The 11983-nt window shown below is 60.3% G+C and carries 14 protein-coding genes; all 14 read left to right on the top strand.

What is annotated here, in order from left to right:
• Window positions 1–5 precede the first annotated feature (5 nt).
• The 14 genes from ccoO (ACM6IR_RS03805) to ACM6IR_RS03740 all read left to right on the top strand — a co-directional run bounded on the left by ccoO (ACM6IR_RS03805) (window position 6) and on the right by ACM6IR_RS03740 (window position 11973).
• The gene (gene ccoO, locus ACM6IR_RS03805; RefSeq protein ID WP_414906455.1) at window positions 6–614 is read left to right on the top strand and encodes a cytochrome-c oxidase, cbb3-type subunit II; all 609 of its coding nucleotides are present in this window, start codon (window positions 6–8) and stop codon (window positions 612–614) included.
• 3 nt (window positions 615–617) lie between these two features.
• The gene (locus ACM6IR_RS03800) at window positions 618–818 is read left to right on the top strand and encodes a cbb3-type cytochrome oxidase subunit 3 (RefSeq protein WP_414906454.1); all 201 of its coding nucleotides are present in this window, start codon (window positions 618–620) and stop codon (window positions 816–818) included.
• The gene (ccoP, locus tag ACM6IR_RS03795; protein WP_414906453.1) at window positions 815–1768 is read left to right on the top strand and encodes a cytochrome-c oxidase, cbb3-type subunit III; all 954 of its coding nucleotides are present in this window, start codon (window positions 815–817) and stop codon (window positions 1766–1768) included. The genes ACM6IR_RS03800 and ccoP (ACM6IR_RS03795) overlap by 4 nt, the downstream gene beginning before the upstream one ends.
• A gap of 483 nt (window positions 1769–2251) precedes the next feature.
• Complete coding sequence (gene ccoN / locus ACM6IR_RS03790; protein ID WP_414906452.1) at window positions 2252–3694, top strand: cytochrome-c oxidase, cbb3-type subunit I; 1443 nt, start codon at window positions 2252–2254, stop codon at window positions 3692–3694.
• The gene (gene ccoO, locus ACM6IR_RS03785) at window positions 3694–4302 is read left to right on the top strand and encodes a cytochrome-c oxidase, cbb3-type subunit II (RefSeq protein WP_262115699.1); all 609 of its coding nucleotides are present in this window, start codon (window positions 3694–3696) and stop codon (window positions 4300–4302) included. Before ccoN ends, ccoO (ACM6IR_RS03785) begins: the two co-directional genes overlap by 1 nt.
• A gap of 5 nt (window positions 4303–4307) precedes the next feature.
• Window positions 4308–4493, top strand: coding sequence for a CcoQ/FixQ family Cbb3-type cytochrome c oxidase assembly chaperone (locus ACM6IR_RS03780; protein WP_003175465.1), 186 nt, complete (start codon window positions 4308–4310; stop codon window positions 4491–4493).
• Window positions 4490–5473, top strand: coding sequence for a cytochrome-c oxidase, cbb3-type subunit III (ccoP, locus tag ACM6IR_RS03775; RefSeq protein WP_414906451.1), 984 nt, complete (start codon window positions 4490–4492; stop codon window positions 5471–5473). The genes ACM6IR_RS03780 and ccoP (ACM6IR_RS03775) overlap by 4 nt, the downstream gene beginning before the upstream one ends.
• Before the next feature lie 183 nt (window positions 5474–5656).
• Entirely contained in the window at window positions 5657–5911 is a 255-nt protein-coding gene (locus tag ACM6IR_RS03770; protein ID WP_414906526.1) for a type II toxin-antitoxin system Phd/YefM family antitoxin, read from the top strand.
• Window positions 5911–6321 (top strand): type II toxin-antitoxin system VapC family toxin, encoded by a 411-nt coding sequence (locus tag ACM6IR_RS03765; RefSeq protein WP_414906450.1) that lies wholly within the window; start codon window positions 5911–5913, stop codon window positions 6319–6321. The genes ACM6IR_RS03770 and ACM6IR_RS03765 overlap by 1 nt, the downstream gene beginning before the upstream one ends.
• Before the next feature lie 206 nt (window positions 6322–6527).
• Window positions 6528–7943 (top strand): cytochrome c oxidase accessory protein CcoG, encoded by a 1416-nt coding sequence (ccoG, locus tag ACM6IR_RS03760; protein ID WP_414906449.1) that lies wholly within the window; start codon window positions 6528–6530, stop codon window positions 7941–7943.
• 11 nt (window positions 7944–7954) lie between these two features.
• Window positions 7955–8494 carry a FixH family protein gene (locus tag ACM6IR_RS03755; RefSeq protein ID WP_414906448.1) on the top strand — a complete coding sequence of 180 codons (540 nt, stop codon included), beginning with the start codon at window positions 7955–7957 and terminating at the stop codon, window positions 8492–8494.
• A gap of 111 nt (window positions 8495–8605) precedes the next feature.
• On the top strand, window positions 8606–11056 hold the full coding sequence (locus tag ACM6IR_RS03750; protein WP_414906447.1) for a heavy metal translocating P-type ATPase: 2451 nt from the start codon (window positions 8606–8608) through the stop codon (window positions 11054–11056).
• 22 nt (window positions 11057–11078) lie between these two features.
• Window positions 11079–11297 carry a cbb3-type cytochrome oxidase assembly protein CcoS gene (gene ccoS, locus ACM6IR_RS03745; protein WP_201118352.1) on the top strand — a complete coding sequence of 73 codons (219 nt, stop codon included), beginning with the start codon at window positions 11079–11081 and terminating at the stop codon, window positions 11295–11297.
• Window positions 11290–11973: a sulfite exporter TauE/SafE family protein gene (locus ACM6IR_RS03740; protein ID WP_414906446.1), complete on the top strand. Its 684-nt coding sequence runs from the start codon at window positions 11290–11292 to the stop codon at window positions 11971–11973. Before ccoS ends, ACM6IR_RS03740 begins: the two co-directional genes overlap by 8 nt.
• The last annotated feature ends 10 nt before the right edge of the window (window positions 11974–11983 follow it).

The following is an 11983-nucleotide window of genomic DNA, read 5'->3' as shown; positions in this document are numbered from 1 at the left end:
CCGCCATGAAACACGAAACAATCGAGAAAAACGTCGGCCTGCTGCTGTTGCTAATGGTCCTTGCCGTGAGCATCGGCGGCCTGACCCAGATCGTCCCGCTGTTCTTCCAGGACGTGACCAATAAACCGGTGGAAGGCATGAAGCCCTACACCGCGCTGCAATTGGAAGGTCGCGACATTTACATCCGCGAAGGCTGCGTCGGCTGTCATTCGCAGATGATCCGGCCTTTCCGCGCCGAGACCGAACGTTACGGGCACTACTCGGTGGCCGGTGAAAGCGTTTGGGATCACCCGTTCCTGTGGGGCTCGAAACGTACGGGTCCGGACCTGGCCCGGGTCGGCGGTCGTTACTCCGAAGACTGGCACCGCGCGCACTTGTACAACCCGCGCAACGTGGTGCCGGAATCGAAGATGCCCGCTTACCCGTGGTTGGTGGCCAATCAACTCGACAGCAGCCACATCGAAACCAAGATCCGCGTCATGCGTACCCTCGGCGTGCCGTACACCGACGACGATATCGCCGGTGCAACGGAATCGCTCAAGGGCAAGACCGAAATGGATGCACTGGTCGCCTACCTGCAAGTGCTCGGCACTGCCATCAAGAGCAAGAGGTGAGCCATGGTCATTGAAATGAGCAGTGGAATGATCCGCGGCCTGGGCACGGTCGTGGTGTTCGTGGCCTTCGTCGGCCTCGCGTTGTGGGTGTTTAGCGGCAAGCGCAGTTCGGAATTCGCCGAAGCGCGCCTGCTGCCGTTCGCCGATGAGCCACAACCCGACCGCACCCAAGAACCTGCAACCACACGGAGTACCCGGCCATGACCACATTCTGGAGTACGTGGATCTGCGTACTGACCCTTGGCAGCCTGATCGGCTTGACCTGGCTGCTGATCGGCACCCGCAAGGGCGAAACCAAGGGCAGCGTCGACCAGACCATGGGCCACAGCTTCGACGGCATCGAGGAGTACGACAATCCGTTGCCACAGTGGTGGTTCATGCTGTTCGCCGGTACGTTGGTGTTTGCCGTGGGTTATCTGATTCTTTATCCGGGCCTGGGCAACTGGAAAGGCATCCTGCCGGGCTATGAGGACGGCTGGACCGGCGTCCATGAATGGGAAAAGGAGATGAACAAGGCGGACGCGAAGTTCGGGCCGATCTTCGCCAAATTTGCCGCGATGCCGCTGGAGGAAGTGGCCAATGATCCGCAGGCGCTGAAAATGGGCGGTCGCCTGTTTGCCTCCAACTGCTCGGTCTGCCACGGCTCGGATGCCAAAGGTGCTTTCGGCTTCCCGAACCTGACGGACAGCGATTGGCGTTGGGGCGGTGACGCGCAGATGATCAAAACCACCATCATGGGCGGTCGCATGGCGGCGATGCCGGCCTGGGGTGAAATCCTCGGTGAAGCTGGCGTGAAGAATGTCGCGGCCTATGTGCGTCATGACCTGGCCGGCCTGCCGTTGCCTGCGGACAGTAGCGCCGACCTGGTCGCTGGACAGCAAGTGTTCAGCACCACCTGCGTAGCCTGTCATGGGGCAAACGGCCACGGCACTGAAGCCATGGGTGCGCCGAATCTGACGCACCCGGCCGGTTTTATTTACGGTACAAGCCTGGCGCAACTGCAACAAACTATCCGTCATGGCCGCCAGGGACATATGCCGGCGCAGAACGAACTGCTCGGCAATGACAAGGTGCAACTGCTGGCCGCCTACGTTTACAGCCTGTCTCACGGGTTGAATACCGAACGTTTGCAGGCTAAAGACAAAAGCGAATAATTCTTGACCGCTCTGCTGCCGCATTCTCCGGATTGCGGCAGTTCCCTGCCCCTTTGCGACCCATTGTCGCACCCTCCGTTGGTCCTCCTTTCGGTTCACCAGATTCGGGTCTAAGCTTCCCCCGATGCGGACTGGCAATGAGCCGGTTCCAGGTCGACCTGACCCGATGTGTTAGACGAATCTGTTCAGTCACGGACCGCAAAGGCTGGTAGATACCGGCTGTCGCGCCAATTGCCGTCTGTCACCCGATCGTTGCGTTTCAACACACCCAGTTACAACCGACCTGAACCCCTCGCCTTTTTTGTCCGCGGCGACATTTTGCCCACGGGCAATTTTGTCCTTACGCGGCGCATGGAAAGGCCGCAGAATCAGCTTTAGAAAGCATTGATACAGGTCATGGCGCGTTGCAATGACCCCCTGCTTTCTCCATACTTGCGACCGATTTTTACTCCTAATAAAACACCCAAACCGTGGAACCTTAGAATGAGCACAGCAATCAGTCCGACTGCTTATAACTATAAGGTAGTCCGCCAGTTCGCCATCATGACGGTGGTCTGGGGGATCCTTGGCATGGGGCTCGGTGTCTTCATCGCCTCACAGCTCGTATGGCCGGAATTGAATTTCGGTCTGCCGTGGACGACTTTTGGACGCTTACGCCCGTTGCACACCAACCTGGTGATTTTCGCCTTCGGTGGGTGTGCTCTGTTTGCCACTTCTTATTACGTCGTGCAGCGAACCTGCCAAACGCGACTGATTTCCGACAGCATGGCCGCCTTCCACTTCTGGGGATGGCAAGCGGTGATCGTCGGCGCCGGCATAACCTTGCCGCTGGGTTACACCACCACCAAGGAATATGCGGAGCTGGAATGGCCACTCGCTATTCTGCTGGCCATTGTCTGGGTCGTTTATGCACTGGTGTTCTTCGGCACTATCATGAAGCGCAAGACCAAGCACATCTACGTCGGTAACTGGTTCTACGGTGCTTTCATCCTCGTAACTGCGATGCTCCACATCGTCAACCACATGTCGCTGCCGGTCAGCCTGTTCAAGTCCTACTCGGCCTACTCGGGTGCGACTGACGCAATGATCCAGTGGTGGTACGGCCACAACGCGGTCGGTTTCTTCCTGACCACCGGCTTCCTGGGGATGATGTACTACTTCGTTCCGAAGCAGGCCGAGCGTCCGATCTATTCCTATCGCCTGTCCATCGTGCACTTCTGGGCGCTGATCACCTTGTACATCTGGGCCGGTCCGCACCACCTGCACTACACCGCGCTGCCGGATTGGGCTCAATCCCTGGGCATGGCGATGTCGATCATCCTGCTGGCACCCAGCTGGGGCGGCATGATCAACGGCATGATGACCCTGTCGGGCGCCTGGCATAAATTGCGCACCGACCCGATCCTGCGCTTCCTCGTTGTATCGCTGGCCTTCTATGGCATGTCGACCTTCGAAGGCCCGATGATGGCCATCAAGACCGTCAACTCGCTGTCTCACTACACTGACTGGACCATCGGCCACGTACACGCTGGTGCCTTGGGCTGGGTAGCGATGATTTCGATCGGCGCCATCTACCACATGATCCCGAAAATCTTCGGTCGCCCGGCCATGCACAGCACCGGCCTGATCAACACGCACTTCTGGCTCGCGACCATCGGTACCGTTCTGTACATCGCCTCGATGTGGGTCAACGGCATCACCCAGGGTCTGATGTGGCGTGCAATCAACGATGACGGCACCCTCACCTACTCGTTCGTCGAAGCGCTGCAAGCCAGCCACCCTGGTTTCATCGTTCGCGCCCTGGGCGGTGCGTTCTTTGCCAGCGGCATGCTGTTCATGGCCTACAACGTGTTCCGTACCGTACGCGCCTCGAACCCGGCTGAAGCCGAAGCCGCCGCTCAGATTGCTGTAGTTGGAGCTCACTGATGAAGCATGAAGCAGTCGAGAAGAACATTGGCCTGCTGGCCTTCTTCATGGTTATCGCCGTCAGCATCGGCGGCCTGACCCAGATCGTTCCGCTGTTTTTCCAGGACGTCACCAACAAGCCGGTCGAAGGCATGAAGCCTCGCCCTGCGCTTGAACTGGAAGGCCGCGACATCTTTATCGCTAACGGTTGTGTCGGCTGCCACTCGCAGATGATCCGCCCGTTCCGTGCTGAAACCGAACGTTACGGCCACTATTCGGTCGCCGGTGAAAGCGTCTGGGACCACCCGTTCCTGTGGGGTTCCAAGCGTACTGGTCCGGACCTGGCCCGTGTCGGCGGTCGTTACTCCGATGACTGGCATCGTGCGCATTTGTACAACCCGCGCAACGTTGTGCCTGAGTCGAAAATGCCGGCCTACCCGTTCCTCGTGGAAAACAAGCTCGACGGCAAAGACACCGCCAAGAAAATGGAAGTCTTGCGCACGCTCGGCGTCCCTTACACCGACGAAGACATCGCCGGCGCCAAGGATGCTGTGAAGGGCAAAACCGAAATGGACGCGCTGGTGGCCTATCTGCAAGGCCTGGGCACCATCATCAAAAGCAAACGGTGATTTAGATGGATATCGGGATGATTCGTGGCCTGGGCACCGTTGTTGTAATGGTGGCCTTCATTGGACTGGCGCTGTGGGTGTTCAGTCCCAAGCGCAAGTCGGAGTTTGAGGACGCAACCTTGCTGCCTTTCGCGGATGATCCCGAAGCCATCAAGCACGTCGAGCAAGCTTCTAGGAGTAACAAAGAATGACTACGTTCTGGAGTCTGTACGTCACAGTCCTCAGTCTCGGCACCATCTTCGCCCTGACCTGGCTGCTGCTGTCCACCCGCAAGGGCCAGCGCAGCGAAGCCACCGAAGAAACGGTTGGCCACTCCTTCGACGGGATCGAGGAGTACGACAACCCACTGCCAAAATGGTGGTTCATGCTGTTCGTGGGCACCATCATCTTCGCGCTGGGCTACCTGGTCCTGTACCCGGGCCTGGGCAACTGGAAAGGCCTGCTGCCGGGTTACAACTACCTCGATAACGACAAGCAGACCGCGTTCGCCAACGGCCAGACCGGCTGGACCGGCGTTCACGAGTGGGAAAAGGAAATGGCCAAGTCGGACGCCAAGTTCGGCCCGATCTTCGCCAAGTTCGCTTCCATGCCGATCGAAGAAGTCGCCAAGGACCCGCAAGCCCTGAAGATGGGTGGCCGCCTGTTCGCCTCCAACTGCTCGGTCTGCCACGGTTCCGACGCCAAAGGCGCGTATGGTTTCCCTAACCTGACCGACGCCGACTGGCGCTGGGGCGGCGAACCGGCAACCATCAAGACCACCATCATGGGCGGTCGCCACGCGGTGATGCCTGCGTGGGCTGAAGTGATCGGCGAGCAAGGCGTTGCGGACGTTGCCTCGTTCGTACTGACCAACCTCGATGGCCGCAAGCTGCCGGAAGGCACCAAGGCTGACCCGGTTGCCGGCCAGAAACTGTTCGCCGCCAACTGCGTGGCCTGCCACGGTCCGGAAGGCAAAGGTACCCCTGCCATGGGCGCACCTAACCTGACCCACCCGGCAGCCTTCATCTACGGTTCGAGCTTCGCTCAATTGCAGCAGACCATCCGTTACGGCCGTCAGGGCCAGATGCCTGCGCAAGAACAGCTGCAAGGCAACGACAAGGTTCACCTGCTGGCCGCTTACGTCTACAGCCTGTCTCACGGTGACAAGGCTCCGGTGGCAGACGCCCAGTAAGGCAAACGCCTGACGCAACACTAAACGGCCCCGCCAATGAGAATTGGCGGGGCCGTTTTCGTTTCGGCTGTTCATGAGCGGCCCGTAGCGACCAGTGGTAGCGACTTGCTCCCCTTTGAGGTTGCGATACGAACTGTCGAGTAGTAACGTTTCTACAAAGTACTTTCAGGAGGGGTAGACATGATGGCCATCACCACCATTTCCAGCCGTGAATTCAATCAGGACACAAGTAGTGCCAAAAAAGCCACGCGCGAGGGGCCGGTTATCATCACTGATCGTGGCAGGCCTGCTCACGTACTGCTAAGCATTGAGGACTACCAAAAACTGACCGGCATCAGCGCAAACATTGTCGACCTATTGGTGATGCCAGAAGCGGCAGACATCGAATTCGAAACCGAGCGCGCCGTGATCATTCATAGACCCGTGGACCTGTCCTGATGTTTCTACTCGACACCAATGTGATTTCTGAACTGCGCAAACCCCAGGCTGATGTAAACGTCGTCGCCTGGGCCAAAAGCATCATCGCGCCACGCCTGTTTATTTCGGCCATTACCTTGAAGGAACTGGAGACAGGAGTTCTACGAATGGAACGTCGCGACCCCGTGCAGGGAAAGATATTGCGTACCTGGCTGAAGCGACACGTCATACCGGCGTTCGATGCCAGAATCCTGCCGGTCGATGCTGCCGTGGCACTACGCTGTGCCAGTTTACATGTTCCGGACCGTATTAATGAGAGTGACGCCTTGATCGCAGCGACCGCGCTGGTTCATGGCCTTACGGTGGTCACGCGTAACATCAGCGATTTTCAATCCAGCGGTGTTGCACTGATTAATCCATGGGCCAATTGAGCGCCGACACGTGCAGAACCCTCCATAATTCACAAGTCAATTGATTCAAGTCATTACACTGTCAGTTGATTTCCACCAACGTGACCAAAGGTCGCACCCTTGAGTTAGAGCTACAGGCGTATCATTGCGCCACTGCACTACCTCTTTTTGACCGCGGTCGGCATGTACTGACCGAGGCATTTTTCCACTGCCGTGGGATGCATCAGATGAGCAACCAGATTCCGGTACACGACGTTACCCCGCCTGCCAAAAACACCAACAACAGCGTCGATCTCTACGCCTCTCGGGAAAAGATTTACACCCGCGCCTTCACCGGCCTGTTCCGCAACCTGCGGATGATGGGCGGCGCGTTTTTGTTTCTGTTGTATTTCGGCACCGTCTGGCTGAATTGGGGCGGTCACCAAGCCGTCTGGTGGAATCTGCCGGAGCGTAAATTTTTCATTTTTGGCGCGACCTTCTGGCCTCAGGATTTCATCCTGCTCTCGGGGATTTTGATCGTCAGCGCCTTCGGTCTGTTCTTCATCACCGTTTATGCCGGTCGCGTCTGGTGCGGCTATACCTGCCCGCAGAGCGTCTGGACGTGGATTTTCATGTGGTGTGAGAAGGTCACCGAAGGTGACCGTAACCAGCGCATCAAGCTCGACAAGGCGCCGATGAGCGCCAACAAATTGCTGCGAAAACTCAGCAAACACTCGATGTGGCTGTTGATCGGCTTCGTCACCGGCATGACCTTTGTCGGTTACTTCTCGCCGATCCGCGAGCTGACCATCGACTTCTTCATCGGTGAAGCCGATGGCTGGTCGTATTTCTGGGTGGGTTTCTTCACCCTCGCTACCTACGGCAACGCGGGTTGGTTGCGCGAGCAAGTGTGCGTTTACATGTGCCCGTATGCGCGCTTCCAGAGCGTGATGTTCGACAAGGACACCCTGATCGTCTCCTACGACCCGCGTCGTGGTGAAAGCCGTGGCCCGCGCAAAAAAGGCATCGACTACAAGGCCCAGGGCCTGGGCGATTGCATCGATTGCACCATGTGCGTCCAGGTCTGCCCGACCGGCATCGACATCCGCGACGGTCTGCAAATCGAGTGCATCGGTTGCGCTGCGTGTATCGATGCCTGCGACAACATCATGGACAAGATGGACTACCCGCGCGGCCTGATCAGCTATACCACCGAGCACAACCTGTCCGGGCAGAAAACCCATAAACTGCGTCCGCGCCTGATCGGTTATGCCGTGGTGCTGCTGGCGATGATGGCGTTGTTGGCAACCGCCTTCTTCATGCGCGCGCTGGTCGGTTTCGATGTCAGCAAAGACCGCGTGCTGTACCGTGAGAACGCCGAAGGCCGGATTGAAAACGTCTACAGCCTGAAGATCATGAACAAAGACCAGCGCGATCACACCTATGTGCTGGAAGCCGCCGGCCTGCCGGACCTCAAGCTGCAAGGCCAGCGCGAAATCAAAGTTGCCGCCGGGGAAATTTTCAGCCAGCCAGTGGAGTTGTCCATCGCTCCGGAAAAACTGCCATCGAGCACCAACGAGGTGAAATTCATCCTCAAGGATGCCGATGACGCCAGCGTCCACGTTGAAGCCAAAAGCCGATTCATCGGCCCACAAGTTCGTTGAGAGAAGTGATCATGACCGCAGCAAACGCCGCAAGCCCTTGGTATAAGCACCTTTGGCCGTGGATCATCATCGGGATTCTGACCTGCTCGGTGACCCTGACCCTGTCCATGGTGACCATTGCGGTGAAGAACCCGGACAACCTGGTCAACGACAACTACTACGAGGCCGGCAAGGGCATCAACCGCTCGCTCGATCGTGAAATGCTGGCGCAGACGCTGCTCGTGCGCGCCAGCGTTCACCTTGATGAGGTGACCGGCGAGGTTGACCTGCGCCTGACCGGCAACAGCCAACCGAAATCCCTGGAGCTGAACCTGATCTCGCCGACCCAACCGGAAAAGGATCGCAAGATCACCCTGGCTCGCAGCGAAACTGAAGCAGGCCGCTACATCGGCCAGTTGAACGACAAGGTCGAAGGCCGTCGTTTTGTGGAGCTGCTGGGTGTGCAGGATGACAAAACCTGGCGCCTGTTTGAAGAAGAGCAGGTCAGCCATGACAAAAATCTGCTGCTGGGTGATGAGCCGCTGCAAGGCGCGGAAGACCTGAAGAATTAAAACCGCGCTTCGCGCATCGCGAGCAGGCTCGCTCCCACAGTGGATCGCGGTCTCCTGTGGGAGCGAGCCTGCTCGCGATGAGGCCCTCCCGAACGATATAGACTCCACCTCATGACCACGCAACTTTCCTGCTACCACTGCGCCCTGCCCGTCCCGGCCGGCAGCCGCTTCACCGCCGTTGTCCTCGGGGAAAGCCGCGAGTTCTGCTGCCCGGGTTGCCAGGCGGTGGCTGAGGCAATCGTCGTCGGTGGACTGGAGAGCTATTACCAGCATCGCAGCGAGTCGTCCGCCAACCCCGAAGCCTTGCCCGTGCAGTTGGTGGACGAACTGGCGCTCTACGACCGCGCCGACGTGCAAGCCCCGTTTGTGCGTCACGACGGCGATCTCGCCGAAACCACCCTGCTCATGGAAGGCATCAGTTGCGCCGCCTGCGGCTGGCTGATTGAAAAGCACCTGCGTAGCCTGCCCGCCGTGGCTGAAGCGCGACTGAACCTGTCGAACCATCGCCTGCACGTGCGCTGGGCTGACGCGCAATTGCCACTGAGCCAAGTCCTCAGCGAATTGCGCCACATTGGTTATGCCGCCCATCCGTACCAGGCTGATCGCGCCAGTGAACAACTGGCCAGCGAAAACCGCCTGGCCCTGCGCCAACTCGGCGTGGCCGGGCTGCTGTGGTTCCAGGCGATGATGGCAACCATGGCCACCTGGCCGGAATTCAACATCGACCTCAGCCCGGAGCTGCATACCATCCTGCGCTGGGTCGCGATGTTTCTGACCACGCCGATCGTGTTCTACAGCTGTGCGCCATTCTTCAAGGGCGCCATGCGCGACCTGCGCACCCGACACCTGACCATGGACGTTTCGGTGTCGCTGGCCATCGGCAGTGCCTACCTCGGCGGGATCTGGACGTCGATCACCGGCGCAGGCGAACTGTATTTCGATGCCGTCGGCATGTTCGCGCTGTTCCTGCTGGCCGGGCGTTATCTGGAACGCCGCGCCCGGGAGCGCACCGCGGCGGCCACCGCCCAGCTTGTAAATCTATTGCCCGCCTCATGCCTGCGCCTGAGCAATGATGGCCAGAGCGAGCGGATCCTGCTGAGCGAACTGCGCGTCGGCGATCAAGTGCTGGTGCATCCCGGTGCGATTCTCCCGGCTGACGGCAAGATCCTCGACGGTCAGTCGAGTGTCGACGAGTCCCTGCTGACGGGCGAATACTTGCCGCAACCACGGACCCGGGGCGACGCGGTGACGGCCGGCACACTCAACGTCGAAGGCGCGTTGACCGTGGAAGTCCTGGCGCTGGGCCAGGACACCCGACTGTCCGCCATCGTCCGCCTGCTGGAGCGTGCCCAGGCCGAGAAGCCACGACTGGCAGAAATCGCCGACCGTGCCGCGCAGTGGTTTCTGCTGCTGTCGCTGATCGCCGCGGCGGTGATTGGCCTGGTCTGGTGGGAACTGGATTCGTCGCGCGCCTTTTGGGTTGTCCTGGCGATGTTGGTTGCGACCTGCCCCTGTGCCTTGTCCCTCGCCACGCCAACCGCCCTCACCGCCGCCACCGGCACGCTGCACAAACTGGGGCTGTTGTTGACTCGCGGACATGTGCTGGAGGGCTTGAACCAGATCGACACGGTGATTTTCGACAAGACTGGCACCCTGACTGAAGGTCGCCTGGCGCTGCGTTCGATTCGTCCGCTCGGCGCATTCGATAGCGATCAATGCCTGAGTCTCGCCGCGGCCCTGGAAAACCGCTCCGAACACCCGATCGCCCGCGCCTTTGGCCGTGCGCCGCTGGCCGCTGAAGAAGTCCACAGCACACCGGGCCTGGGCCTCGAAGGGATAGTCGGCGAGCAACGCCTGCGCATCGGCCAACCGGGGTTTGTCTGCGAACTCAGTGGCGCGGCAATGCCATCCGTGCCGGACGAAGCCGGCCAATGGCTGCTGCTCGGCGACAGCCAGGGGCCATTGGCATGGTTTGTCCTCGACGACCGCTTGCGCGCTGACGCCCCCGCGCTATTGGCGGCCTGCAAGGCTCGCGGCTGGCGCACGTTGCTGCTGTCCGGCGACAGCTCACCGATGGTCGCCAGTGTCGCCGCGGAGCTGGGCATCGACGAGGCCCGGGGCGGCTTGCGCCCGGACGATAAACTGCAGGTCCTGCAACAGCTGCACAAGGAAGGCCGTAAGGTGTTGATGCTCGGTGACGGGGTCAACGACGTGCCGGTACTGGCCGCCGCCGACATCAGCGTCGCCATGGGCTCGGCCACCGATCTGGCGAAAACCAGTGCCGATGCGGTGCTGCTGTCGAACCGTCTCGACGCGCTGGTGCAAGCCTTCAGCCTGGCGCGACGCACCCGTCGGGTAATCATCGAGAACCTGCTGTGGGCCGGGCTGTACAATGGCCTCATGCTGCCGTTCGCCGCCCTCGGCTGGATCACCCCGGTGTGGGCCGCAGTCGGCATGTCCATCAGTTCGTTGACCGTGGTGCTCAACGCCTTGCGCCTGACTCGTGTGCCGAGCACGCCTGCCGCCCGCACCACGCCCGTAACCCGTCCGCTGCCGGCTTGAGCCGCGCGGGCATGGAGTCCAGATGCCAGCTCTCTACGTGATGATCCCCGCCGCGCTGCTGATCGTGGCCATCGCCGTTTATATTTTCTTCTGGGCAGTCGACAGCGGCCAGTACGACGACCTCGACGGTCCGGCCCACAGCATTCTGTTCGACGACCAGGACCCGAACCACACAGCCGCCGTCGACGAAGCCAGCGGCCATCCGGTCAAACCGGACGACAAGGCCCCACCCCATGCTTGAGTTGGCGCCACTGCTGGTGTCTGCGGTGATCCTCGGCCTGCTCGGTGGCGGTCATTGCCTGGGCATGTGCGGCGGATTGATGGGCGCGCTGACCTTGGCGATTCCCAAGGAGCAACGCAGCCGACGCTTTCGACTGCTGCTGGCCTACAACCTCGGGCGAATTCTCAGCTATGCAACGGCGGGCCTGCTGATCGGGCTGGCCGGTTGGGCCGTGGCGAACAGCCCGGCGGCGATGTTTATGCGGGTCATCGCCGGGTTGCTTTTGATTACCATGGGCCTGTACCTGGCCGGCTGGTGGAGCGGCCTGACCCGCATTGAAAGCCTCGGTCGCGGCCTGTGGCGGCATATCCAGCCGCTGGCCAACACACTGCTGCCCGTGTCGAGCCTGCCTCGCGCGTTACTGCTGGGCGCGCTCTGGGGCTGGCTGCCCTGCGGATTGGTCTACAGCACGCTGCTGTGGTCAGCCAGTCAGGGCAATGCGCTGGACAGTGCATTGTTGATGCTCGCGTTCGGGCTGGGTACCTGGCCGGTGTTGCTCGCCACGGGACTGGCGGCCGAACGGGTCACGGCCCTGTTGCGCAAACGCAGCGTGCGCATGACCGGTGGCTTGCTGGTGATGCTGTTTGGCCTCTGGACCTTGCCGGGGCCGCATCAGCATTGGTTGATGGGGCATTAGGTCCGCGGCG

It is taken from the genome of Pseudomonas sp. IT-P253 (genome assembly GCF_949768125.1).
Classification (GTDB): Bacteria; Pseudomonadota; Gammaproteobacteria; order Pseudomonadales; family Pseudomonadaceae; genus Aquipseudomonas.
Note: the sequence above shows the minus strand (reverse complement) of the source record. Positions and strands in the feature narration are given on the sequence as shown.

Bases quoted from the DNA above. Each gene is read 5' to 3' on its own strand.
- ccoS (WP_201118352.1), top strand. From the start codon at position 11,079: ATGCCAGCTCTCTACGTGATGATCCCCGCCGCGCTGCTGATCGTGGCC.
- ccoN (WP_414906452.1), top strand. From the start codon at position 2,252: ATGAGCACAGCAATCAGTCCGACTGCTTATAACTATAAGGTAGTCCGC.
- ccoG (WP_414906449.1), top strand. From the start codon at position 6,528: ATGAGCAACCAGATTCCGGTACACGACGTTACCCCGCCTGCCAAAAAC.
- ACM6IR_RS03750 (WP_414906447.1), top strand. From the start codon at position 8,606: ATGACCACGCAACTTTCCTGCTACCACTGCGCCCTGCCCGTCCCGGCC.
- ACM6IR_RS03770 (WP_414906526.1), top strand. From the start codon at position 5,657: ATGGCCATCACCACCATTTCCAGCCGTGAATTCAATCAGGACACAAGT.
- ACM6IR_RS03755 (WP_414906448.1), top strand. From the start codon at position 7,955: ATGACCGCAGCAAACGCCGCAAGCCCTTGGTATAAGCACCTTTGGCCG.
- ccoP (WP_414906453.1), top strand. From the start codon at position 815: ATGACCACATTCTGGAGTACGTGGATCTGCGTACTGACCCTTGGCAGC.
- ACM6IR_RS03740 (WP_414906446.1), top strand. From the start codon at position 11,290: ATGCTTGAGTTGGCGCCACTGCTGGTGTCTGCGGTGATCCTCGGCCTG.
- ccoO (WP_262115699.1), top strand. From the start codon at position 3,694: ATGAAGCATGAAGCAGTCGAGAAGAACATTGGCCTGCTGGCCTTCTTC.
- ccoP (WP_414906451.1), top strand. From the start codon at position 4,490: ATGACTACGTTCTGGAGTCTGTACGTCACAGTCCTCAGTCTCGGCACC.
- ACM6IR_RS03765 (WP_414906450.1), top strand. From the start codon at position 5,911: ATGTTTCTACTCGACACCAATGTGATTTCTGAACTGCGCAAACCCCAG.
- ACM6IR_RS03780 (WP_003175465.1), top strand. From the start codon at position 4,308: ATGGATATCGGGATGATTCGTGGCCTGGGCACCGTTGTTGTAATGGTG.
- ACM6IR_RS03800 (WP_414906454.1), top strand. From the start codon at position 618: ATGGTCATTGAAATGAGCAGTGGAATGATCCGCGGCCTGGGCACGGTC.
- ccoO (WP_414906455.1), top strand. From the start codon at position 6: ATGAAACACGAAACAATCGAGAAAAACGTCGGCCTGCTGCTGTTGCTA.